Raw genomic sequence first — 25,272 nt, 5'->3', positions numbered from 1 at the left:
CGATGCGGAATTACGGCGCATACGAATGCCGCTGGAAATCAGTCAGCGGCAGTTGGGCTCTTACTGTACTCGACAGTCACGTTTTTTTGTGCGGATGTGAGAAACGCATATCCGGCGGTGGATCTCGCACATTGCGGCGGGTTGATCTGCGCCGGTAGCCTGACCGGGAAATTCGCTGGCGGGACAAGCCGCTCGAGTGTCCGCGCGACTCAGCACAACAGAGAAGGAATTTGCCATGATTGTTCTGGGGTGCAACGGGTTCACCCGGGGCGCAGAACTCTTCGCCGAGCACTATGGCGCGGTTGGCACCGAAAAGCATTACGTTCTCGGTCATGACGCGGGTGCCGCGCTGCTGATCGACGGCAAGCTGGTCGCCGCCGTCGAGGAAGAGCGGCTCAACCGGGAGAAGAAGACCTCCGACTTCCCCGCCAACGCGGTGAAGTGGTGCCTCGAAAAGGCGGGGATCGAGTTTTCCGACGTCGATCTCATCGCCATACCGTGGAAATTCTCCGACCAGGTGTTCGACGCGATGATGGCCGAACTGGCCGCCGCTCCGATGAAGCCGGCGGACAAGGTCTTCCGGCTGAGCCACCTCGGCGCGCTGTTCGACGGGGCACTCGGCCCGGACGCGATCCTCGCCGACTTCGCCGCACGTACCGGGTTCACCCCGGATCCGGACAAGGTGGTTTTCGTGCAGCACCACCTCGCGCATGCGATGACCGGTTACTACATGGCGGGGAAGAAGGACACCGCATTTCTGATCAGTGACGGCCGCGCCGAACTGTTCTCCTCCCTGATCGGTGAGATCCGCGACGGCCGGATCCGGGTCTTCGACGAGTCGACGATCAGCGCGAACGACTCGCTCGGCAATCTCTTCGCCTCCATCACGCGGTACCTGGGCTTCGTGCCCAACAACGACGAGTACAAGGTCATGGGCCTTTCCGGGTTCGCCGAGCCGCCCTCCCCGAACCCGTTCCTCGAACACATCGTCCAGCTGCACGAGGACGGGCGCTACACCCTCTGCCGGCCGCACGACCCGGAGAACGGCCGTGCCTTCGACGACCTGTTCGAGAAGTATTTCGGACCCCACGAGGACACCATCGAGTACAAGTCCAATCTGGCCGCCGCGGCACAGGAGATGCTCACGGTCGTCACCAGCCACCAGCTCCGCGCGCTGGAGGCCCGCACCGAGCTGAACCACCTGCTGTTCGAGGGCGGCCTCGCGCTGAACTGCGTGAACAACACCAAGCTGCTCGAGGGTTCGCGCTTCGAGGACATGTCGGTCAGCTTCGGTGCCAGTGACACCGGAGTCGTCATCGGCGCCGCCGTCCACGCCTGGGCCAATCACCCGGACAACACCGCCGAGGTGAAGTTCGCCGACTCGGTCACTCCCTACCTCGGACCGGAGTACGATAGCGCCACGATCGAGCAGACCCTGCGCGAGTTCACCGGGCGGGTGTGGTGGACCCGGCTGGCCGAGGAAGAGGTCGTCGACCAGGTGGCGAAGCTGCTCACGGAGAAGGTCGTGATCGGCTGGTTCCAGGGCCGGCTGGAACACGGTCCGCGGGCCCTCGGACACCGCAGCATCCTGGCCAACCCCAAGTTCCCGGACATCAAGGACGTCATCAACACGCGGGTCAAGCACCGCGAGCCGTTCCGGCCGTTCGCGCCGATCGTGCTGGAGTCGGACGCCCCGAAGATCTTCGAGATGGGCCGCAAGAAGCGTTCGCCGTACATGACGTTCGTCTTCCCGGTGCGGCCGGAGTACCACGACATCATCCCCGGTGCCACACACGTGGACGGCACCTCCCGGGTGCAGACGCTCACCGACGAGGACGCGCCGCTGCTGACGTCGCTGCTGCGCCGGTTCACCGCGCTGACCGACGTGCCCTGCCTGATCAACACCTCGTTCAACGTGGCGGGCGAGCCCATCGTGTGCTCGCCGGCCGACGCGGTGAACTGCTTCCTGGGCACGGAGATCGACTACCTGGTGCTCGGCAACTACCTCGTCACGAAGACGGACCAGTCCGCTTGACATCTGTGGTCCTCCCTCCGGGACGCCGGTGAGCGGCGTCCCGGCGCCGGGGACGAGAAGGGAGTCGTTCGGTGAGTACCGTTCAGGAGACGACCGTGGACCTCACGACGGTCGTGCGCGACCTGGAAAGGCTGGCCTCGGAGCTGCGCGCCCCGCGGCTGCGGCGCATCCCTCCGGAGATCAGTGCAGCCTGCGACGCCCTGTCCTGCGCCGCCGTGCTGCTGCGCACCCAGCAGCACGTCCCCGGCGGCGACGCGATGCGCCGCGAACTCCTCTTCGACGCAGTCGCGTTGGCCCGCAGCACGGTCGAGGCGACGAAGGTCGCGTGCCGTGAGCGCGCGAGGGCCCGCGCGGGAGGTTCCGGCGCGTGACCGGGACGGTGACGGCGGTCAGCCGCGACAGCGGACACGCGTTCAGCAAACCGAACCGGGAGAGCATCACCCTGCTGGCCGGCCTGGGTGTTGCGGGCGACGCCCACGCCGGTCGGACGGTCAGGCATCGGGTGCGAGTCGAGCAGGATCCCACCCGGCCGAACCTGCGCCAGGTCCATCTGATGCCCGAGGAGGCCCTGGCGGAGTTCCGCGCCGCGGGGTTCCGGGTGGCGCCCGGGGCGCTCGGGGAAAACATCACCACCCGCGGCATCCACCTGCTCGGCCTGCCCGTAGGCACGGTCCTGCGGATCGGCGGTGACGCGGTGCTGGAGGTGACCGGCCTGCGCGCGCCCTGCAAGCAGATCGACGACTTCCAGGGCGGGCTGCTGAAACACGTCGTCGGCCGGGACGACGCCGGTGCCGTCACGCACAAGGCCGGAATCATGAGCGTCGTACGGGCGGGCGGTGTGGTGCGTCCAGGTGACGCGATCGAGGTGGAATTCCCCCAGGAGCCCCATCTGCCGCTCGGCCGGGTCTGACCCCCAGGCCGCCGCCTCGCCCGACCGCCCGCGTTCCGACTACGCGGGCGGTTCGGCATGTCCGCCGCCCGACGTCCGCGGGCCCCCAGAAAACATCCAGATTCTGGCCAGTCGCAGATGTGAGGCTGTGCCGGGCTTCCGGTCGCTCCTGAGCCGCCATCCCCAGGCCAGGGTGCGCAGAGCCGCTCGCCCCAGACCGATGAACCGGAGTTGACGGATGTCACAGGAGATTGTGCCGCCCAAGGCCGTGCCGGTGAGCACGGCAGCTCCCGTATGGGACCCGGAGACCCTGCGACAGGAGGTTTCCCGGCTGCTGGACATGGACCTGCGCCCCGAGCACGACGACGTGAACCTCTTCGAACTCGGCCTGCAGTCCATCCAGCTCATGGTTCTCACCAACAAGCTCAACCGCGCCGGTGCCCGGGTCGACTTCCGGCGGCTGTCCGCAGAGCCCCGTCTCTCGGCGTGGTACGAGCTGCTGGCGAACGCGGCCGGAGCCGCGCCCGCACCGGAGCCGGCGGACCGCCGGCCCGTCCGGGAGGCCGTCCTCGACACCGGGGAACCCTTCCCGCTCACCGCGGTGCAGCAGGCGTACTGGATCGGGCGCGGCGACGACCAGCCGCTGGGCGGTGTGGGCTGCCACGCTTACCTCGAGATCGACGCCCGGGACGTCGACGCCGGCCGTCTGGAGCGTGCCGTGCGTGCCCTGCTGGATCTGCACCCCATGCTGCGCGCCAGGTTCGAGGCCGACGGGACGCAGCGGGTGCTGGCCCGGTCCCCCTGGCCCGGCCTGACCGTGCACGACTTCGGCGGCCTGTCCGCGGAGGCCACCGCCCGCGCCCTGGAGGAGCTGCGCGGCCGGCTCTCGCACCGCCGCCTGGACGTGGGCGCCGGCGAGGTGCTGGACCTTCAGCTCAGCAGGCTGCCGGGGGCCGGACACCGGCTGCACCTCAATGTCGACCTGCTCGTCGCCGATGTGCACAGCATCCGGCTGCTGCTCGCTGACCTGGCCGCGCTCTACGAGGACCCCACGTCGGTAAACGGGCCAGCGTACACGTTCCAGCGGTATCTCGCCGAACGCGCCGAGACCCGGCAGGGCGAGCGCGAGACGGCGCGCGCCTACTGGCAGCGGCGGCTGCCGGAGTTGCCCGGCGGTCCCCGGCTGCCGCTGGCCGTCGAGCCCGCCGCCCTCCCGGTCACCCGCTTCGTGCGGCGCACCCACGAATTGGCACCCGGCGAGTGGCGCGCCCTGCGGCAGCGGGCCGCCCGGGCCGGTGTCACGCCCGCCGTCCTGCTCGCCACGGCCTTCTCCGAGGTCCTCGCCCGCTTCAGCGGCGAGGACCGGTTCCTGCTCAACCTGCCCCTCTTCGACCGCGATCTCGAGGCGCACCCCCAGATCGGGCGCATCGTCGCCGACTTCACCAGCCTGGTCCTGCTGGAGGTCGACCTCACCAGCGGGGACGACTTCGCCGAGCGTGCCCGGGCCGTGCAGCGCCGGCTCCACGAGGACGTGGCGCATGCCGCGTACACCGGCGTGGACTTGCTGCGCGACTTCGTCCGCGCCGACGGGGACGCGCCGCGCAGCGCGCCCGTCGTCTTCGCCTGCAACCTCGACGCCCCGCTGGTCCCGGACGCCTGCGCCGCCCGGTTCGGGGAACTGACCTGGATGCTCTCCCAGACCCCGCAGGTCTGGCTCGACCACCAGGTCTACGTCACCCGGGACGGGGGGCTGCTGCTGGCCTGGGACACCGTGGACGACCTGTTCCCCGCGGAGATGCCGGCCGCGATGATGACGGCGTACACGACGCTGCTGCACGACCTGGCCAGCGGCGACAGCCCCGTTGACGTGGATCTCGCCTTGCCCGTCGCCCAGCGGCGCCGCCGCGACGAGGTCAACTCCGCGGTCCGTGAGCACAGCGGTCGCCTGCTGCACACGGCCTTCTTCGAGCGCGCCGGACAGCGGGCGGCCGAGCCCGCGCTGCTCTGGCAGGACAGCGGGCGGCTCACCCACGGCGAACTGGCCGAGCGGGCCCTGCGCGTCGCGGGCTCCCTCGTCCGTCGGGGCGTCGGACGGGGCACGTCCGTGGTGGTCACCGCGCCCAAGGGCCCGGACCAGATCGCCGCGGTCCTCGGCGTCCTGGCCGCCGGAGCCGCCTACGTACCCGTCGGCGTCGACCAGCCGGCCGCCCGCCGCGCCCGCATCCTGGAGCTCAGCGGCGCCCGGCTCGTCCTGGACGGCACCGGGCTGCCGCGGTCGCCGGGTGCCGCCGCCGAGGTGCTCACCCTCGCCGAGGCGCTGGCCGAGGAGCCGCTCGACGCCCCCGTGCCCGCCGCTCCGGACGACACCGCTTACGTCATCTTCACCTCCGGTTCCACCGGTACGCCCAAGGGCGTCGAGGTGAGCCACAGGGCCGCGGTCAACACCGTCGAGGACATCGACGAGCGGTTCGGCATCGGCCCGGGCGACCGGGTGCTGGCCGTCTCCGCCCTGGACTTCGATCTCTCGGTGTGGGACATCTTCGGACTCCTGGCCGAGGGCGGTGCCCTGGTCCTGGTGGACGAGTCCGACCGGCGGGACGCGAACCGGTGGCTGGCCCTGTGTGCCCGGCACGGGGTGACTGTCTGGAACAGCGTCCCCGCGCTGCTCGACATGGCGCTCACCGCGGCGGACGGGAGCGCGCTGCCCGCCTCGCTGCGGCTGGCCCTGCTGTCGGGCGACTGGATCGGCCTGGACCTGCCCGGACGGCTGGCCGCGGCGACACACGGGCGATGTCGCCTCGTCGGGCTCGGTGGCGCCACAGAAGCCGCGATCTGGTCCAACGCGTACGAGGTCACCGAGGTACCCGCGCAGTGGGTGTCCATCCCCTACGGAAAGCCGCTGAGCAACCAGAAGTTCCGGGTCGTCGACGGCCGGGGCCGCGACTGCCCCGACTGGGTGCCGGGCGAGCTGTGGATCGGCGGCGACGGCGTGGCCCTCGGGTACCGCGGGGACCCCGGCCTGACGGCGGAACGGTTCCCCGTGGTGGCGGGGGAACGCTGGTACCGCACCGGCGACCTGGGCCGCTACTGGCCCGACGGGAACCTGGAGTTCCTGGGCCGACTGGACCACCAGGTGAAGATCAACGGCTTCCGGGTCGAACTCGGCGAGATCGAGGCCGCCCTGCAGTCGCACCCCGAGGTCTCCGCGGCGGTCGTCGTCACCGTCGGCGACCGCCGCCGCGAACTGGCCGCCGCAGTCGTGGAGCGCGCTCCGCTCGGCACCGGCCAGGACAGCGGCACCGAGGACGCCGGTCCGTCGCGGCACGCGGACAGCGGGCCCACGCCCGATGCCGACCCGCTCGAACTGGGGCTCGTCGAGGCGGTGCTGGCCGAGGTGATCGCTCCGGTGGTGGCACACGCCCCGGCCCCGGCCGTGACCATGCCGGTGCGCGCCGAGCAGCGCCCCGTCCTGGACGCCTGGCTCGACCACCTCGCCCGGCACAAGGTCGTGCGGCGCGACGGCGCCGCGGTCCGTCCGGGTGCGCGCTGGGCCGAGGTGCGCGCCCCCGGGCGGCTGGAGGAGCTGCGGGAGCGGGCGGCCGGCAGCCACCTGGAGTCGGTGGCGAACGCGCTGACCTGGGCGGCGCCGATGCTGACCGCCGTACTGACCGGCGAGGCCCACGCCTCGGTGCTCCTGGACGACCCGGTGCTGTCGCCGGAGGGCCTGGCCGACGCGATGCCTGCGACCCAGAACTGCCTCGCGGCCATCGCGGCCGCCCTGCGGGCCGACGCCGCGGACGCCGCGCAGCCCCTGGCGGTCGCCGAGTGGGATGCGATGAGCGGGCTCGGTGCCGGACGGCTGCTCGCCGGTCTCGCACCCGGCTCCGTCGACTACAGACTGCTCGGCTCGTCCCCCACGCTCCTGGCGGCGGCCGACGCCCGGCTCGCGGACTCCGGACACCGGGTGCGCACCGTGCACCAGGGCGCTGCCGCCCTGCCCGCCGCGCACCTGCACGCCTACGACGCGGTGGTGGCCGCGAACGTCCTGCACCGCATGCCGAGCCCGGAGACCGCCGCGGCCACCATGGCGCTGCTGCTCAGACCCGGAGGCCGGCTCCACGTGCTCGAACCCACCCGCCTCACCCCGCTGGCCCTGCTGATCGCCCTGCCGCTGGAGGCGGAGGCCGGCCGGCTCCGGCCGGGCGGCCCGAGTGCGTCCTGGCTGCACTCCGGTCAGCGGTGGGCGCGGGCCTGCGCCGCCGCCGGGCTGGTCAACGCGCGCGTGGAGCGCGCGGAGGCCACCGGAGAGGTCCTGGTGACCGCGGAACGGCCCCGCACGGCCGGCGGGGCCGACGTGGAGGACCTCCGCCGCTGGCTGGCCGACCGGGTGCCGGCCCACATGGTGCCGGGACACTTCGCGGCGCTGCCCGGGCTGCCGCTGAGCGCCAACGGGAAGGTCGACCGGCGCGCCGTACAGAGCGTCCTCGCCTCCCTAACCGGTCGGCCGCGGGAGTCCACCGAGCCGCCCCGGGGAGCCACGGAGCAGACCGTGGCCGACCTGTGGACCAAGCTGCTCCCGGTCGCCTCGGTGGGCCGCGACGAGAACTTCTTCGCGCTCGGCGGGGACAGCCTCCTCGCCACCCGGCTGGTGGCGGAGGTGCACCGGGCCCTCGGCGTCGAACTGCCCATGCGGGACGTGATGCGGGCGCCGACCGTAGCCGCTCTGAGCGCGCTGGTCGAGGGGCTGCTCGCCGCGGCCCAGGACAGGACGCCGGGGGACCAGACCCTGGCCGGTGACTTCGAGGAAGGTGTGCTGTGACCGTCGGTGAGCTGATCAGCGAGTTCGAGCTGGCCGGGATCCAGCTCTGGCGGGAGGGGCGGCAGCTGCGCTTCCGAGCGCCGCGCGGCGCCATGACGGACGAGCGTCTCGCGACCCTGCGCGGCAGCAAGGAGCAGCTCCTGTCCGAGCTGCCCGACCGGACCCCGTCCGGCGGGGCGGGCGGCGGCGGCGCCCCGGGCGCGCCGGAGAGCGGGTGGGTGGCCGAGCCGGAGGCCCGCCACGAGCCCTTCCCGCTGACCGACATCCAGTCCGCCTATCTGCTCGGCCGGGACGCGGCCTTCGACTACGGAGGCGTCTCCTGCCACATCTACCTGGAATTCCGGCGCCCCGCCGACCTCGACCCGGACCGGCTGCAGCACGCCTGGGACAGCCTGGTCGAGCGCCACGACATGCTCCGGTCGGTCATCGCGCAGGACGGCACCCAGCGCATCACGCCGGCCCTCGCCGACACCCGTATCCGGGTCACCAACCTGCGGGAGGCTTCCGCCGAAGCCGTGTCCGAGGCGACGGCCGCCGTCCGCGAGGAGCTGTCCCACCGGGTGCATCCGGCGGGCGAACGGCCCATGTACGAGCTGCGGCTGACGCGGCTGGCGGACCACAGCCTGCTGCACCTGTCGATGGACTTCATGACGCTGGACTGGATCAGCATCCAGTTGCTGCTCACCGAACTGGACCGCCGCTACGAGCGGCCCGGATGCCCGCTCCCGCCCATCGACGCCACCTTCCGCGACTACGTTGCCGCGGAGCGTCGGCTGCACGACACCGAGCGCTACGCGCGCGACCGCGCCTACTGGTGGGACCGGGTCGACGAGCTGCCCGCCGCACCCGCCCTTCCCCTGGCCGACGGCCACACGCCCGCCGACGCGCCGCCCCGGTTCCGCCGCCTGGCCGCCTCGCTGACCGAGGACGCGTGGAAGGCGCTGAAGGCCAGAGCGGCCGCGAACGGCATCACCGCGGCCAACGCCGTGCTCGCCGCGTACGCCGAGACGATCGGCCGCTGGAGCGCCAACGAGCGGTTCAGCCTGGGGCTCACCGTCCTCAACCGGATGCCGCTGCACCCTCACGTGGACCGGCTGCTCGGTGACTTCACCTCGGTGAGCCTGCTCGCGGTGGACCAGTCGGGGCGGGCCGCCTTCGCCGACCGGGCCCGCGCCCTCGGCGAGCGGCTGTTCGAGGACCTCGACCACCGGTTGTGCGGCGGTGTCGAGGTGCTGCGCGAACTCGCCCGGCGGCGCGGACGCGAAGCCGCCCTGATGCCCGTGGTGTTCACCGGCGGCATCGGCGTCGTGGGCCGGGCCCTGGGCGAGGGGGCCGAGAGGCTCCGGCCGGTGTACGGGATCAGCCAGACGCCGCAGGTGTGGATCGACTGCCAGGCCACCGACCAGTTCGGCGGCCTGGAGGTCAATTGGGACGTCCGGGAAGGCGTGTTCCCCGACGGCTTGGTGGACGAGATGTTCGCGGCCTTCGCCGGGCTGCTGCGCCGGCTGGCGGAGCAGGACGCCCCTTGGGCCGCGGCCGACCCGCTAGGACTGCCCGCCTCGCAGCGGGCGCGCCGGGACGCTGTCAACGCCACCGCGGCCGCCGAGCCCGGCGGACTGCTGCACGAGCCGCTGGTGGCGTACGCCCGGCACCACCCCGGCCGGACGGCGGTCATCGACGCCACCGGTTCGATGACGTACGAGGAGTGGCTCCGCCGCGCCGCCCGGGTGGCGGGGGACCTGCGGGCTGCGGGATGCCGTCCCGGAGACTTCGTCGCCGTCCTGATGGACAAGGGCCGCGATCAGGTGGTCGGAGTCCTGGGCGCCCTGCTCGCAGGCGGGGTGTACGTGCCGGTGGACATCGCGCAGCCGCAGGTGCGCCGCGACCGGATCCTCACCGGCTGTGGGGCGCGGTACGCGGTCGTCTCCGACCCTGGCCTGGCCCGGACGCTGCCGGCCGGCTGCCGCCCGGTCGACGTGTCCGGCGCCGCGCCGCTGCCGTCGTCGGAGGTCCGCGTCGAGCGCCTGGTGGCGCCCGGCGACCTCGCCTACGTGATTCACACGTCGGGCTCCACCGGTGAGCCCAAGGGCGTGATGATCAGTCACCGGGCCGCCGCGAACACCGTCCACGACATCAACCAGCGCTTCGCGGTGGGGGACGCCGACCGCGTCCTCGGCCTCGCCGCGCTCGGCTTCGACCTGTCGGTGTACGACCTGTTCGGGCCGACGGCGCTCGGCGCGGCCCTGGTGCTGCCCGACCCGGCCCGCCGTGGCGACCCATCCCACTGGGCGGACCTGGTGGAGCGCCACGGGGTGACGCTGTGGAACTCGGTGCCCGCCCAGTTGCAGATGCTCGCCCACTATCTCGACGCCGAGCCGCGTGAGCTGGGCCGGCTCCGGCTCGCGCTGCTGTCGGGGGACTGGATCCCGTTGGCGCTGCCCGCCCACGCCGGGCGCCATCTGCCGGGCGCCGAGCTGGTCAGCCTCGGCGGGGCGACCGAGGCCGCGATCTGGTCGATCCACCACCGCATCCGCCGCGTCGAACCGCACTGGCGCAGCATCCCGTACGGAACTCCGCTCGCCAACCAGGGTTTCCGGGTCCTGGACAGCGCTCTGCGCGATCGCCCCGACCTGGTGGCCGGCGAGCTGTACATCACCGGTGTCGGACTGGCGGAGGGCTACCTCAACGACCCGGAGCGCACGGCCGAGCGCTTCCCTCGGCACCCGGAGACCGGGGAGCGCCTGTACCGCACCGGCGACCTCGGCCGTTATCTGCCGAACGGCGAGATCGAGTTCCTGGGCCGCGCCGACCAGCAGGTCAAGATCCGAGGACACCGCATCGAGCTCGGCGAGATCGACGCGGTCCTTGGCGAGCACCCGGCGGTCGGTTCCAGCGCCGTCCTGGTGGAAGGCGCCGAGGCGCTGGAGCGCTCGCTGGTCGCCTTCGTGGAGCCGGCGGTCCGCGCGGGGGCGCCCGACTCCTGCGTGACCCACGCCGTCGCGGCCGAGACCGCCGCGGTGAGGGCCCGGTTCACGCAGGGCGTCTCGCCGGACCCGGGGCGGATCGCCGGATACGTGGACCGCCTGAACCACGCCTTCCTGCTCTCCATGGCCGAGGCGCTCGCCCCGTCGGGCATCTTCGCGGGCGACAAGGCCCATTCGGAGGCGGAACTGATCCGTCGGCTCCAGGTCGACGAGCGCCACCACGGGCTGCTGCGCCGCTGGCTGCACGCCCTGGAGCGGGCCCGGCTCGTCCGGCGCGAGGGAGCCGAGGGCACCTGGCGCGGCACCGCCGCGCCCGAGCGCGCCGAGGTGGAGCGGGCCTGGGCGGACCTCGCCGCCCACGCTCCCGCCGAAGTCTGTCCGCCCCCGCTGCTCGCCTACTTCCGCGCTCACGCCGACGTCCTGCCCGCCCTGTTGCGCGGCGAGGAGGAGGCGGTGCGGCTCTTCTTCCCCGGCGGCAGCCAGGAGATCGCGCGTGTCTGGTACGCCGACAACCTGGCCGCGAAGCGCCTGCTCGCGACGCTCGCGGCGGCCGTCCGGGGCGTGGCGAGCGGGGTGCGGGACCGGCCTCTACGGGTGCTGGAGGTGGGCGGCGGCATCGGGGCGGCCACCGGTCCGGTGCTGGAGGCGCTGGGCGACCGGCCCGTGGAGTACCTGTTCACCGACGTCTCGGAGTACTTCCTCACCGACGCGCGGCAGCGGTTCGGCTCCCGGCCCGGGACGAGCTTCGGCCTGTTCGACATGAACCGGGACCCCCGGGCGCAGGGCCTGCTGCCCAACTCCTTCGACGTGGCACTGAGCGCCGGAGCGCTGAACAACGCCCAGGACACCGTCCGGGTCATCGACCGGCTGCGGACGCTGCTTGCCCCGCGGGGCTGGCTCTGCCTGCTGGAGATGACCCGGGAGCACCCGGAGATCACGGCCACCCAGGCGTTCATGATGGAGGAGCCCGAGGACCTGCGGCGCGAGCGGGGAAACCTGTTCCTCCACGAGGAGGAGTGGCGTCGGCTGCTTGTCGAGGCGGGCGCCGAGGACGTGCTGAGCCTGCCGGGCCCCGACGACCCGTTCGCCGCGCTCGGCCAGGGCGTGTTCGCCGCGTCCTTCAAGCAGGACCGCGCCGAGCTGGACGCCGATGAGGTCGGTCGGTGGGTGGCCGAGCGGTTGCCCGCCCACATGGTCCCCGCGCACATCCAGGTCGTGGACGCGCTGCCGCTCACCTCCAACGGCAAGGTCGACCGCAAGCGGCTGCTCGGCTGGGTGCCGCGGCGCGGCGAACGTGCGGCTGACCGGACGGCCGAGCCGCCGCGCCCCGGGACGGAGCGGCGCCTGGCCGAGCTGTGGGCCGAGTTGCTCGGCGGTGAACTCCCCGACCGCGAACAGGGGTTCTTCGACGCGGGCGGCGACTCGCTGCTCGCGGCGCGGTTGGTGGGGCGGGTGCGCGAATGCGTGCCGGAGGCGGCGGACGTCTCCTTCGACGTTCTGCTGCGGGCGCTGCTGCACACCCCGACGGTCGCCGGACTGGCCGCCCGGCTGACGGCGGCGGACCCCGGCGGCGGAACCCCGGCGCCTTCGGTCGCGGGCGCCGACCGGCGGTCCGCGCTGGTCGACCTGGGCGGCGGCGGTTCCGGTCCGCTGCGGCTGCTGGTGCACGAGGGGCTGGGAACGCTCGCGCCGTACCGCCCGCTCATCAAGGAGCTCACGGCCGACGGTCCCCTGCTGGGGCTCGCCGTGCCCGACAGCGACGGCTATCTCGAACTCGCCCCGCAACGACTCGTCGAGGACCTCGGCGCGGCGTACGCACGCGAGGTGCTCGCCGCCGGACATCGCGAGGTCGAGGTAGTGGGCTACTGCTCCGGAGGGCTCATCGCCGCCGAACTGGCCCGCGCGCTCGGTGAGGGCGGGGCCGTGGTCCGCGGGCTGACGGTGGTGTCCAGCTACCGCATCCCGTACCGGCTGGACGACGAGCTCCTGGTCGACTACGCCTTCGCCCGCGTCATGGGCGGCGACCTGGACGCCCTCGGCTGGCCCGCCGACGAGGGTGACATGGGGCGGGCGCTCGCCGCGGCGCTGGCCGGCTCGCCGAAGGTGCTCGAGCCGGGGGCGTTCGAACGGCTCGGCGGGGACGAACGGTTGAACGCCGTGGCGCGCCGCTTCCGGCTGCTGGCTCAGCGCTCCCGTGACGAGCGGCGCGCGGACCTGCACCGGGCGCTCGCCCGCACCGAGGCGGGCCTGGGCGATGTCGGCCAAGTGGCCGCGCTGCACCGGGTGTTCTCGCAAACGGTCGAGGCGGTCACGGCCTACGATCCGCTGCCCTACGCGGGCGACATCACCTTCCTGCGCCCGCTCGCGCCGACCCACTTCATCCCCGGTTTCCAGGACGACATGACGCGCTTCTGGCGGGAGCTGTGCCTCGGCGAGCTGACGGTCGTCGACGTGCCCGGGGATCACTTCACCTGCGTCCAGCCGCCGCACGTGGCGCGGACCGCCGCGGCACTGACCCGGCGGACGGGAGCCGGGCGATGAGCGGCGCGGGGCGCGGCCCGCTGCGCGTCGTGGTGTGCGGAACCCGCTTCGGGCAGGTGTACCTGTCGGCGCTGCGCCGGTGCCCCGAGCGCCACCGACTCGTCGGCATCCTCGCCCGCGGCGGAGCCCGGTCCGCGGCGCTCGCCGAGGAGCACGGCGTCCCGCTGTACTCCTCGGTCGACCAGCTGCCCGGGGACGTGGACGTCGCCTGTGTGGTGGTCTCCAGCTCGGTCGGCGGCGGCCAGGGTGCCGTGCTGGCCCGCCAATTGTTGGAGCGTGGGATGCACGTCCTGCAGGAACATCCGGTGCACCCGGCCGAGCTGGCGGACTGTCTGCGCACGGCGCGCGGCACCGGGACGCAGTACCTGCTGAACACCTTCTATCCGCACATCGAGCCCGTGCGTCGCTTCGTCGCCGCGGCGCGTCGACTGCTGGAGCTGCGGGCGCCGGTGTTCGTGGACGCGATGTGCGCCGTCCAGGTCTCCTTCGACCTGCTGGACATCCTCGGTGAGATCTTCGGCGGGGTGCGGCCCTGGTCCCTGGCCTCGGTCTCCGCGGCCGGTGATCGTCCGCTCACCTCCGTCGACGCCACGGTCGCCGGGGTTCCGCTGACCCTGCGGGTGGAGAACCGGATGGAGCCCGGTGACGACAGCACGAGTCTGTTCCTGCACCGCGTCACCGTCGGTACGGATGCCGGAAACCTGACGCTGGTCAACACCCACGGCCCCGTGGTCTGGAGCCCGGTGCAGCGGACCGTGCCGGACCCGGTGGGCAGGTTCGTGCCCGGTCCGGGCGCCAGTGCCGAGGTGCTCGGACCGGACGGGCCGCCCTCCTGGAAGGGGGTGCTGGAGGAGGTCTGGCCGGAGGGGGTGCTGCACGCCCTGGACGAGCTGGCGGCGCGGATCGCCGAGGGCGCCGACCCGCTGCGCGGGGCCCAGCGCAATCTGTCGGTGGCTCACGCCTGGCAGGAGCTCACCGGCGCTCTCGGCTATCCGCAGGTGGCTGTTCCTCGGCCGGGGTCCGCGGTGACGGCGGCCGACCTGCTTCCCGTCATGGGGTGACAGGGATTTGGGCCCCGAGTACAGTTATCGTACGCGTACAAATAATGCGTACGACAATCATGGAGGAGCAGTGGACGAGAAGGGTCCGGACCGGGGGCGAGTGCTCCTAGCGGTGGCCTTGGCACAGTTCACGGTGACGATGGTGATGTCGATCGTGAACGTGGCGCTCCCCGCCATCCGCAGCGGCCTGGGATTCGCACCGGAACAGCTCTCGTGGGTCGTCAACGCCTACGCGCTGGTGTTCGGCGGCCTCCTGCTGCTGGGCGGCCGGGCAGCCGACGTGTACGGCCAGCGCCGGCTGCTGGTCCTCGGCGCCGTGGTCTTCGCCGCGGCGTCGCTCGGCGGGGCGCTGGCCCAGAACCCGGCCGAGATGATCGTCGCGCGGGTGGTGCAGGGCCTGGGCGCCGCAGCCATGGCGCCGGCCGCGCTCGCGGTGCTCACCACCACCCAGCGCGAAGGCCGGGAGCGCACCAGGGCGCTCGGTGTGTACGCCGCCGTGTCGGCCGTCGGCGGAGCGGTGGGCGTGCTCGCCGGCGGGCTGCTCACCGAGTACGGCGGCTGGCGCTGGGTCATGTTCGTCAACGTGCCGCTGGCCCTGGCCGTCGCCTGGCTGGCGATGCGGCACGTGCCCGCGGGCACCGCCACGGGGACGCGCCGGCTCGATGTCCTCGGGGGCGTGCTCGGCACCGGTGGCATCGGACTGCTCGTTCTCGGCGTCGTACGCACCAATGAGTACGCCTGGGGCTCGGCGACGACCATCGGCACCCTCGCGGGGGCGGCGGTGCTGCTCCTCGCCTTCGTCCTGGTCGAGACCCGGTCCCGGGTGACCGACCCGCTGGTCCGGTTAGGACTGCTGGCCCGGCGGGGCATTGGCGGCGCCAATCTCTTCCTGCTCCTAGTGTGCGCGGGGCAGTTCGCGGGCTTCTACTTCGTCTCGCTCTACCTCCAGCAGGTGCTCGGACTGAAGCCGGTCGCCACCGGCGCGGCGTTTCTGCCGTTCTGCGCCGGCATGATCGCCGGCAGCGCCGTCGCGACCAGGCTGCTCGGTACGTTCTCGGCCAAGGCCCTGCTCGTCCCGGGCGCTCTGGTGGCGGCCGCCGGATTCGGCTGGTTCGGCCTGATCAGCCCCACCGGCAGCTTCCTGGCCGACATCCTCGGGCCGTCCCTGGTCGCGGGCTTCGGTATCGGAGTGTGCTTCGTACCACCGACCGGCGCGGCCACCCACGGGCTGCCGCCCCATGAGGCGGGCATGGCCTCGGCGCTGCTCAACAGCGCCCGGCAGATCGGCGGCGCCCTCGGCCTGGCCGTGCTGGTGACCGTCCAGGTGCAGCACACCCGCGGCGCTCTCCGGTCGGGCGAGTCGACCGAGGAGGCCATGACCAGCGGATTCGGGCTTGGGCTCGGCTTGGCCGGGGCGATTCTGGCCGTGGCCGCGCTGGTGGCCGCCGTCATCCTGCCCGGGCGCTCCCGCGAGACCGCGCCGGCCCAGGCGTCCGGCCATGCCGGCGACCCCGTGACGGAGGTGGGGCGATGACCACCGAGGCGGTGCCCACCGGACGGCCGCTCACCGGGCTGCTGCGTCCGCACCGGCTCGGCCTGACCGCCGTCCTCCTGCTGCAGATCGTCAGCGCCCTCGGGGGCCTCGCCCCGCTGGTCGCCGTCGTAGAGCTGGGCCGTGCGCTGCTGCTGCCCGGTCCGTTGGACAAGGGCCACGTGTGGACGGTCGTCACCGTCGGGGCGGTCGGACTGTTCGTCCGCGTCCTGTTCGGAGCCCTGTCCTCGGGCATCGGGCACCTCATCGACGGCGAGCTGCAGTTGTCCGTGCGGCGGCTGCTCGCCGAGCACCTCGGCCGGGTGCCGCTCGGCTGGTACGCGCGGCGCAGCTCCGGCGAACTCGGCCAGGTGGTGCAGAACGACGTGGCCGCTCTGCACCCGCTGACCGCCCACACCCCCGGGGAGGTCACCTCCGCGGTCGTCGTGCCGCTGGTGTCCCTGGTCTACCTGTTCGTCGTCGACTGGCGGCTCACTCTGATCGCCCTGGTCCCGGTGGTGCTCGGCCTGGCGCTGAACCTCATGCTCATGTCGGAGAGCCGCCGCCGTGACCAGCTGGCCCTGGACGCGGCCATGGGCCGGATCGCCGGCTCCGCCGTGGAGTTCGTCGAGGGCATCTCCGTGGTGAAGGCATTCGGCGGAGCCGGTCGCGCACACCGTGCCTTCATCGAGGCGGCTGACGACTTCGCCGACTACTTCCTCGGCTGGGTGCGCGGCGTGGCTGCCCTGGGCGCCCTGGCCTCCCTGGCGCTGTCCCCCACGTTCGTCCTGGTCGTCATCCTGACCGGCGGCACGGCACTGATCACCACCGACACCATGCCGCCCGCCGACCTGTTGCCCTTCCTGCTGCTGGGGCTCGGTCTGACCGCCCCGGTCGCCGCGCTCGGACACGGGCTGGACGACGTCCAGGCGGCCCAGCGGGCGGCCGGCCGGATCCAGGAGCTGCTGCGCGTCGCTCCCCTGCCCGAGCCGGCCACGCCCGTGGCACCGCGCGGTCACCGGGTGGAGCTGCGCGACGTCTCCTTCTCCTACGAGCCCGGACGCGAGGTCCTGCGGGGCGTCGACCTCGTCCTCGAACCCGGCACGGTCACGGCTCTGGTGGGGCCCTCCGGGAGCGGCAAGTCCACCCTGGCCCAGCTGCTGCCGCGGTTCTTCGACCCAACACGCGGCAGCGTGCTGCTCGGCGGCGTCGACCTGCGCGAGATCGGGTCACGAGACCTGTACCGCCTGGTCTCCTTCGTCCTGCAGGACGTCCGGCTGTTGCGCGCGAGCGTGGCCGAGAACATCGCACTCGTGGTCCCGCACGCCGACCTCGACGACATCGTTCGCGCGGCCCGGCTCGCCCGCATCCACGACCGGATCCTCGAACTGCCCCGCGGCTACGACTCCGTGATCGGCGAGGACGCGGGGCTGTCCGGGGGAGAGGCCCAGCGGATCTCCATCGCCCGGGCCCTGCTCTCCGACGCCCCGGTGCTGGTGCTCGACGAGGCCACCGCCTTCGCCGACCCCAGTACCGAGTACGACGTACGGCGCGCCCTGGACACGCTGAGAGAGAACCGTACCCAGCTCGTCATCGCCCACCGCCTGGAGACCGTCGCCGAGGCCGACAAGGTCGTCGTCCTGGAGGACGGCGTCGTACTGGAGCAGGGAACGCCCGCGGAACTCCTGGCACGGGAAGGGAAGTTCGCGGCGATGTGGGAGGCACAGCGGACCTGGCCCGACAGCGTGCCGCCGGCCCCGGAAACGGCCGTGGAAGGAGGAGAGTATCGATGATCCCCCTGTTGCTGAGGGTCCTGGGCGACGAGCACGCCAGCCCGCTCCGTCGCACGCTCGCACTGATGACCGTGGCTGCGGTGGCCGAGGGCCTGGCGTACGCGCTGCTGATCCCCATACTGCGTGCCCTCTTCGGCAGCGAGCCACAGCACGCCTGGGGATGGCTGGGTGCCTTCGCCGCCGCGGCGACCGTCTGCGCCCTGCTGCGTTACCGCGCGGACGTGTCGGGCTTCCGCGTCGGCGCTGCGCTCTCCCGCGGACTGCACCACCGGCTCGGCGACCATCTGGCCCGGCTGCCCCTGGGCTGGTTCACCCCGCGCCGCGTGGGCGACGTGTCCGTCCTCGCCAGCCGCAGTGTGTTGCAGGTGATGGCCGTCCCGGCCCACCGCCTCCAGCCGCTCGTCTCCGCCGGCGTGCTCCCGCTCACCGTGGTCATCGTGATGCTGTGCTACGACTGGCGGCTGGGCGTGGCCGCGGTGGTGGCCAAGCCCGTCGTCGCGGCGGCGCTGATCTGGACCGGCCGGGCCACGGCGGCCCAGGACGCGGAGCGCGCGCGACGGGGCGACGAGGCGGCGGGACGCGTCATCGAGTACGTCCGCGCCCAGCCGGTCCTGCGCGTGGGCGGCCGGAGCAGCGAACGGTTCCGCTTGCTGGACGACGCGCTCGACGGCCAGCGACGCGCGGTACGGCGCTCTGCGCTGTCGGCGCTGCCCGGCGTACTGGGACTGTCCTTCACCGTGCAGGCGGTGTTCACCGCGCTGCTCGTGCTGGGCACTTGGCTCGCCCTGGGCGGCCGAATCGAGCCAGCCGAGGTGCTCGCGCTGCTGGTGCTGGCCGCCCGCTGCGTGGACCCGCTGCTGTCGCTCTCCGACCTCAGCGGCCAGATGCGGGCCTCCCGGGGCGAGCTGGAGCGGCTGGACGCCGTGCTGCGCGAACCGCCCCTGGCGGAGCCCGGGAAGCCGGCCGAGCCGCGCGGCAGCGACCTCGTCCTCGACTCGGTGGTCTTCCGCCGAGGAGGCCGCACCGTGCTCGACGGAGTCTCCCTGACCGTGCCCGAGGGCAAGCGTCTCGCGGTGGTCGGTCCCTCGGGCGCGGGCAAGAGCACCCTGCTGCAGCTCCTCGCGCGGTTCCACGACGTGGACGCGGGCGCCGTGCGGTTCGGCGGCGTGGACGTGCGCGACATCGGCACCGAGGACCTGGTGAGGCGCGTCTCCGTGGTCTTCCAGGACGTCTACCTCTTCGACGGCACCATCGAGGAGAACGTGCGTCTCGGCCGCCCCCATGCCGACGAAGCTGACGTCCGTGCCGCCGCCGAGGCCGCCCGCCTGGACGAGGTCGTGGCCAGGCTCCCGGACGGCTGGTCGACCACGGTCGGCGAGGGCGGCGCCGTCCTCTCCGGCGGGGAGCGCCAACGCGTCTCCATCGCCCGGGCCCTGCTGAAGGACGCCCCCGTCGTCCTGCTGGACGAGGCGACCTCCGGCCTCGACCCGGAGAACGAGCGAGCCGTCCAGGACGGCCTCGACCGCCTGCTGGCGGAGCGGACCGTGGTGGTGGTCGCCCACCGGCTGCGCACCGTCCAACAGGCCGACCTGATCGCCTTCCTGGACGGCGGACGGATCGTCGAACAGGGCACCCACGAGGAGCTGCTGAGTCGCGGCGGCCGCTACGCCCAGTTCTGGCAGGTTTCCCTGACCCCCGTACCGAGCGAGTGAGGCGGAAATGCTGACCGACCCCCCGATACCCCACCGCACCGGGACGGCGGTGCGCCGCCCGGTGCCCCGCCGGTGCGCCCGAGCCCGGGTGCTGTGCTTCCCTCACGCCGGCGGCGCCGCGAGCCACTACCGGGCGTGGGCCGCGGACGCCCCCTGGGACGTCGAGTTCGCGGTGATCCAGTACCCAGGACGCGAGGACCGGTACGAGGAACCGGCACCCACGGACATGGCCGAGCTGGCCGGCGCGATCACCACCGAACTCCTGGCCGACCGGCACGAAGGCGCGCACCTGCCCACCGTGCTCTTCGGGCACAGCATGGGTGCCGCCGTGGCGTACGAGGTCGCCCGGGGACTGACCGCCGCCGGCCGGGCACCCGCCGCCCTGGCGGTGTCCGGCCGCCCCGCTCCGCCGCTGTCACGGCCGGGCACCGTACATCTCGGCAGCGACGACGACCTGGTGGCCGACCTGTACCGGCTCGGCGGCACCAGCAGCCGAGTTCTTGGCGACGCGTCCCTGATGGCCGCCGTCCTGCCCACCATCCGCCGTGACTACCGGCTCATCGAGACCTACCGGCCGCTGCCCGGCGTGCCGCTGCGCGCCCCGGTCACCGTCCTGTACGGCGACCAGGACCCCGAGGTCGACGAGCGGGAGGCCGCGGCGTGGCGCGAGGCCACCGAGGGCCCCTGCGAAGTGCACGCCCTGCCGGGCGGCCACTTCTACCTGGAGGCGCACCGCCAGCAGGTCCTCGACCACGTCGTGGCCCAGGCTCGCAGGACGGTGGCCGTCACGCCCCAGCGGTGGGCCAGCATGCCGTGACCTGTACGCCCGCGGCGTGCCGCGACCAGGCCGGCACTCGATCACGGACCCGGCCGAATCCATCCCAGCGGACCTGTAGGGGGACCCCGATGAGCAACGACCTTGTGAGACCGCCCGCCGAGGCGATCCGGCGGTACCAGGAACGCGGGTACTGGACGGACGAGACGCTCGGCGAGTGGCCGTACCGGGCACCCGACCACGGCACCCGGACCGCCGTGGTCACCCCGGACCGGTCCCTGACCTTCGGCGAACTCGACCTGGCCGCCGACCGGACCGCCGCGGGACTGCGGGCCCGCGGACTGCGGGCTGGCGAGCGCGTGGTCGTGCAGCTGCCCAACACACCCCAGCTGGTGGTGCTCTCGCTGGCGCTGTTTCGGCTGGGTGCCTTGCCGGTGTTCGCGCTCCCCGCCCACCGAGAGGCGGAGATCACCCACCTGGTGGACACGGCGGAGGCCACCGTCTACGTCTGCCCGTCGGAGTCCGTGGACGGTGACTACGCACGGCTCGCCAAGGAAGTCGCGGCCCGCTGCGGCACCCTGCGGGAGGTGCTGGTCGCGGGCGGCAGCGGTACCTTCACGCCACTCGACGAGGTGGACGCGGAGCCCGTCGAACTGCCCGCGCCCGATCCACTCGACGTGGCACTGTTCCTGCTCTCCGGCGGCACCACGGGCCGACCCAAGCTGATCCCCCGCACCCACGCCGACTACACGTACCAGTTGCGGGAGAGCGCACGGCTGTGCAACTTCGGCCCGGACAGCCGCTACCTGGCGGCGCTGCCCATGGCGCACAACTTCGCGCTGGCCTGTCCGGGCGTGCTCGGCGTGCTGCGGCTCGGTGGAACGGCCGTACTGGCGCCGGCCCCGACACCGGACGTGTGCTTTCCGCTGGTCGAGCAGGCCAGGGCCACGGCCTCCTCTCTCGTTCCGCCGCTGCTGCGGCTGTGGCTGGAGGCCGCGGAGTGGAACGACTGCGACCTCTCGTCCCTGCGGCTGCTCCAGGTGGGCGGGGCGAAGCTGGACACCGACACCGCGCGGCGTGTGCCCGCCGAGCTCGGCTGCAGGCTGCAGCAGGTTTACGGAATGGCCGAGGGCCTGCTCAACTTCACCCGCCTGGACGACCCGTGGGACGTCGTGTGCGGCACGCAGGGGCGCCCGATGTCGTCGGCCGACGAGATCCTCGTACTGCGCCGGGACGGCCGACCCGCCGCCCCGGGCGAGCCGGGCGAGTTGCTCACCCGCGGTCCCTACACCCTGCGCGGCTACTACCGTGCGCCCGACCACAACAGGACGAGTTTCACCGAGGACGGCTACTTCCGCACCGGTGACCTGGTGACCCGCACGGCCGACGGGAACCTGGAAGTGGTGGGCCGGGTCAACGACGTGGTCAACCGGGGCGGCGAGAAGGTACCGGCGCAGGAGCTGGAGGAGCACCTGCTCGCCGACGACCGCATCAAGGCCGCCGCGGTCATCGCGCTGCCCGACGAGCTGATGGGGGAGAGCACGTGCGCGTGCGTCGTACCCGACGACCTCGGTGACCCGCCCACCCTCCGCGAGTTACAGGCCGCCCTGAGGACGCGCGGCATCGCCGCCTACAAGCTGCCCGACCGCCTGGTGGTGCGGGCACAGCTGCCGCTGACGGGCGTGGGCAAGGTCGACAAGAAGGCACTGCGCGCCCAGGTGCTCGATGAGGGATCGGCCGGCTGAACCGCCTCCGTCCGTGGCCCGCCCGGGGAAGGGCGGGCCACAGGCGTGCCGGGTCAGGCCCGGGTGATCAGCCCGTCGATCACCGCTTCGAGGCCTTGGTAGTGGGTGTCGCGGGCTGTGAGCTCGGCCCACCGGTCGGCCAGGGACGCCAGCCGTGGGTAGGTCTCCGCCGGCAGGGTGGCGAGTGCCCGGTCCCGGTGCGAGGGCTGGTCGCTCTTGGCCTGGTGACGCGCGCGGGTCACACGGATCATCAACTCGCCCACCGTGTAGTACCAGACGGTGCGGTACGCGTCGACGGCCTGCTCGGGGGTGAGACCACAGCCGACGGCGGCGTCCACGATCGCCTCGACGATCCACAGCGCGGAGGCGGCCATGAGGTTGTCCGTGGCGAGCACTTCGACGATCCAGGGGCAGTCGGCGAGCACGTCGTGCAGGAGCTGCGCCGCCGCGATCATGCGCTCCCGCGGATCCTCGGGCAGCTCGGGGTGCGGGATGCTCTGGGCGTGCGCCTCCAGCAGGAGCAGCAGGAGCTCGTCCTTGTCGCGTACATGGTGATAGATCGCCATCGGGGTGCTGTCGAGCTCTTTCGCCAGGCGCCTCATCGACAGGCTGTCGGCGCCTTCCTCCGCGAGCAGGCGCTGAGCGGCCGCGATGATCGCTTCCTGCGACAGCCGGGGGGGACGGCCGGTTCTGCCAACGCGTTTGGTTCGAGACTCCATCCGTCCCTCTTCCTTCATAACTTGGTGAGCGATTCCGTGGACGTCATAGCCCGACGGCTGACGGTGATCTGGTCGGGAAGAGAGCCTGGACCCCGCGGGTGGCGCGGTGGTCCGCCCGGCGCCGGAAGGAGGCCGGACCGCCGGGGGCCGCATCGGACAGCGTGCGGGTGGACCCGCTGTCGGCTGCCCTGACGTCCGCAACCTGGCGACATGCTCGAAACACGCCAGGACGTGTGGGATTACCCATGAGGGTGTGTTGAAACCACACCTTAGCACCAGGCCCCCTCGGTACATCGGGGCCCGATCCCCGGCCCGGGCAACCCGCGGCGCGGGCCGAGGGGACGCTCACAGGGCCGAGATCTCGCTCAGCAGGTCGTCCAGGCCGAGGGACCCCTGGGAGAGCGCCGCCATGTGCCAGGCCTTGAGGTCGAAGGCCGCACCGTGCCGGGCGCGGGCCGCCTCCCGGCCCTGGAGCCAGACCCGCTCGCCGAGCTTGTAGCCGATGGCCTGGCCCGCCATGCCCAGGTAGCGGATGATCTCGCTCTCGACGTAGTCGGCCGGGCGGCTGCTGTGGCCGGCCAGGAACTCCTTGGCCAGTCCCGGGGTCCAGCGCTCGCCGGGGTGGAAGGGGGAGTCGGCTGGTATCTCCAGCTCCAGGTGCATCCCGATGTCGATGATGACGCGGATGGCGCGGTGCATCTGGGCGTCCAGGTAGCCCAGCCGCCGTTCGGCCGAGGTCAGGAAGCCCAGCTCGTCCATGAGGTGTTCGGCGTACAGCGCCCAGCCCTCGGCGTTGGCGCTGACGACGCCCACGGTGGTCTGGTAGCGGGAGAGGCTGTCGGAGACGTGCGCCCACTGGGCCAGCTGCAGGTGATGGCCGGGTACGCCCTCGTGGTACCAGGTGGTGACCAGATCGTAAGCCGGGAAGCGGGTCTCGCCCATCGTCGGCAGCCAGGTGCGGCCGGGGCGGGAGAAGTCCAGTGACGGCTCGGTGTAGTAGGGGGCCGCGGCGCTGCCCGGCGGAGCGATGCACGACTCCACCCGGCGGATCCGCTCGGCCAGCTCGAAGTGGGTGCCGTCCAGGGCGTCGATGGCCTCGTCCATCAGGGACTGGAGCCACTGCCGGGTCTGCTCGACGCCCTCGACGGCCTCGCCGTGCCGGTCGCACCAGGCCAGCGCCCGCCAGGGATCCCGGGTGCCCGGCAGCACCTTCTCGGCCTCCGTCCGCATCTCGTCGAGCAGACGGTGGAACTCCGCCCAGCCGTAGGCGTACGCCTCCTTCAGGTCGAGGTCGGTGCCGTTGTGGTAGCGCGCGAGCAGGCCGTAGCGTTCGGGGCCGACGATGTCCGGGGCTCCCTCGACGGCCGGTGCATAGCTGTCCCGTAGCCATGCGCGCAACTCCACCAGGGCGCCGGTGGCCACCTGGGCGGCCGCGGTGAGTTCGGCGCGCAGTCGCTCGGGCCCCGGGTCGGTGAACCGCGTGAACCAACCGCGGTCCGCGCCGATCCATTCGGTCAACTGGCCCATCACAGCAGTGACTTGGCGGCCACCTGCGGGCAGGCCCCGTTGGCGGCCGGTGTCCAGGGCGGCCTGGTAGCCCCGCAGGGCGTCCGGTACGGCGCGCAGCCGCCGGGCGATCGCCACCCAGTCCTCGTCGGTGTCGGCGGGGGTCAGTGTGAAGGCGGTGCGGACCTCGTGCAGTGGTGAGTTGATGTTGCTGACAGTGCGCAGTCCCTCGCCCGCCTCGTGCACGGCGAGTTCGGCGGTGAGCCGCTCGCGCAGCAGGCGGGCGCAGCGGCGCTCGACGGCACTGTCCGCGCCGGGCGCGGTCTCGGCCGCGGTGAGCTGCTTCAGGGTGGCGCGGGCCAGGTCGGCCACCGCGTCCTGACCCTCCGGCGAGAAGTCGGGGAGCCGGCCCGAACTCGCGGTGACACCGATATAGGTGCCCATGATCGGGTCGAGGTCCACGAGGGCGTCCACGTACGCGTCCGCGACCTGGTGGGGCAGCCGACTTCCCTCGGTGGTGGTGGAGTTGGGCATGCAGGCCATCCTTGTAGCGGGCCGGTCGGTGGCCTTGCGGCTATGAATATTGTACGCGTACACTGCATGGGTGCGAAAGTGCCCGGGGCTGCGTCACCGGTCTCGCCGGAGGCTCTCCGTGAGCTGCGACGGCCGGGTTGCCATCCCCCGTCAACCCTGCCGTCGCTTTCTTGACTCCTTGTCAAGGTTTTCCTATCTCTTTGACTTCTGGCTTATGGGTACTGGCCAGTTTTGAGTAACGATTGTTGAAGGCAGTGTGGTTGACTAGGTATAGTCGCTGGCTGTTTCGGTCGATGTGGTGAACCCATCGACAAAACGATCATTGATACGGGGGAAGCAATGTCTGGTCGGAGTACGGCGATAGTGGGACGTTCGGCCCTCGCCGCCGAGTGCACCAATTCCACGACTTCCGCAGCCCGTTGATGAAGCGGTGATCGTGTCGCGCGATGTGCGACTGCATCCGCTCTCTGTCTGAAACCCGCGATCGGTATGTGCGGGTGACGCTGCTTCGCGATTGACCCGGGATGTTTCTCCCCGTCGCTCCGTCATGCCTGTTTTACCTATGGCCTGCTCCACCTGCTCGGCTTTCCGCGAGGCGAGGACTCCGGCCGGCGGCGAGCTCAGCCCT

The 25,272-nt window shown here is 72.4% G+C and carries 13 protein-coding genes; 11 read left to right on the top strand and 2 right to left on the bottom strand.

From position 1 onward, the window contains the following. The first annotated feature begins 235 nt into the window (after positions 1 to 235). The 11 genes from ACH4FX_RS34295 (at position 236) to ACH4FX_RS34245 (ending at position 21,885) form a co-directional block, all read left to right on the top strand. Positions 236 to 2,035 (top strand): carbamoyltransferase, encoded by a 1,800-nt coding sequence (locus ACH4FX_RS34295; RefSeq protein ID WP_398485354.1) that lies wholly within the window; start codon positions 236 to 238, stop codon positions 2,033 to 2,035. 71 nt (positions 2,036 to 2,106) lie between these two features. Then, positions 2,107 to 2,406 carry a hypothetical protein gene (locus tag ACH4FX_RS34290; RefSeq protein WP_398485353.1) on the top strand — a complete coding sequence of 100 codons (300 nt, stop codon included), beginning with the start codon at positions 2,107 to 2,109 and terminating at the stop codon, positions 2,404 to 2,406. After that, positions 2,403 to 2,945 (top strand): MOSC domain-containing protein, encoded by a 543-nt coding sequence (locus tag ACH4FX_RS34285; RefSeq protein WP_398485352.1) that lies wholly within the window; start codon positions 2,403 to 2,405, stop codon positions 2,943 to 2,945. Before ACH4FX_RS34290 ends, ACH4FX_RS34285 begins: the two co-directional genes overlap by 4 nt. Positions 2,946 to 3,162: 217 nt before the next feature. Continuing rightward, the gene (locus ACH4FX_RS34280) at positions 3,163 to 7,743 is read left to right on the top strand and encodes an amino acid adenylation domain-containing protein (RefSeq protein WP_398485351.1); all 4,581 of its coding nucleotides are present in this window, start codon (positions 3,163 to 3,165) and stop codon (positions 7,741 to 7,743) included. Beyond that, positions 7,740 to 13,268: an amino acid adenylation domain-containing protein gene (locus tag ACH4FX_RS34275; RefSeq protein ID WP_398485350.1), complete on the top strand. Its 5,529-nt coding sequence runs from the start codon at positions 7,740 to 7,742 to the stop codon at positions 13,266 to 13,268. The genes ACH4FX_RS34280 and ACH4FX_RS34275 overlap by 4 nt, the downstream gene beginning before the upstream one ends. After that, positions 13,265 to 14,329 (top strand): Gfo/Idh/MocA family oxidoreductase, encoded by a 1,065-nt coding sequence (locus tag ACH4FX_RS34270; RefSeq protein WP_398485349.1) that lies wholly within the window; start codon positions 13,265 to 13,267, stop codon positions 14,327 to 14,329. The genes ACH4FX_RS34275 and ACH4FX_RS34270 overlap by 4 nt, the downstream gene beginning before the upstream one ends. A gap of 70 nt (positions 14,330 to 14,399) precedes the next feature. Further along, a complete protein-coding gene (locus tag ACH4FX_RS34265) occupies positions 14,400 to 15,863 on the top strand; it encodes an MFS transporter (protein WP_398485348.1) in 1,464 nt (487 codons plus the stop codon). Next, positions 15,860 to 17,653, top strand: coding sequence for an ABC transporter ATP-binding protein (locus tag ACH4FX_RS34260; protein WP_398485347.1), 1,794 nt, complete (start codon positions 15,860 to 15,862; stop codon positions 17,651 to 17,653). Before ACH4FX_RS34265 ends, ACH4FX_RS34260 begins: the two co-directional genes overlap by 4 nt. Then, entirely contained in the window at positions 17,650 to 19,365 is a 1,716-nt protein-coding gene (locus ACH4FX_RS34255) for an ABC transporter ATP-binding protein (RefSeq protein ID WP_398485346.1), read from the top strand. Before ACH4FX_RS34260 ends, ACH4FX_RS34255 begins: the two co-directional genes overlap by 4 nt. Positions 19,366 to 19,372: 7 nt before the next feature. Further along, positions 19,373 to 20,182, top strand: a complete 810-nt coding sequence (locus tag ACH4FX_RS34250; RefSeq protein WP_398485345.1) for a thioesterase II family protein — start codon at positions 19,373 to 19,375, stop codon at positions 20,180 to 20,182. 89 nt (positions 20,183 to 20,271) lie between these two features. Next, positions 20,272 to 21,885: a (2,3-dihydroxybenzoyl)adenylate synthase gene (locus tag ACH4FX_RS34245; protein WP_398485344.1), complete on the top strand. Its 1,614-nt coding sequence runs from the start codon at positions 20,272 to 20,274 to the stop codon at positions 21,883 to 21,885. Between the two features lie 53 nt (positions 21,886 to 21,938). Here ACH4FX_RS34245 and ACH4FX_RS34240 read toward each other — a convergent pair whose 3' ends face one another. Further along, entirely contained in the window at positions 21,939 to 22,604 is a 666-nt protein-coding gene (locus ACH4FX_RS34240) for a TetR/AcrR family transcriptional regulator (RefSeq protein WP_398485343.1), read from the bottom strand. Positions 22,605 to 22,949: 345 nt separating this feature from the next. Continuing rightward, entirely contained in the window at positions 22,950 to 24,644 is a 1,695-nt protein-coding gene (locus ACH4FX_RS34235; protein WP_398485342.1) for a DUF885 domain-containing protein, read from the bottom strand. Between the last annotated feature and the right edge of the window lie 628 nt (positions 24,645 to 25,272).

Origin of the sequence: Streptomyces sp. NPDC018019, from assembly GCF_044327805.1 — a bacterium.
Classification (GTDB): domain Bacteria; phylum Actinomycetota; class Actinomycetes; order Streptomycetales; family Streptomycetaceae; genus Streptomyces.
Note: the sequence above shows the minus strand (reverse complement) of the source record. Positions and strands in the feature narration are given on the sequence as shown.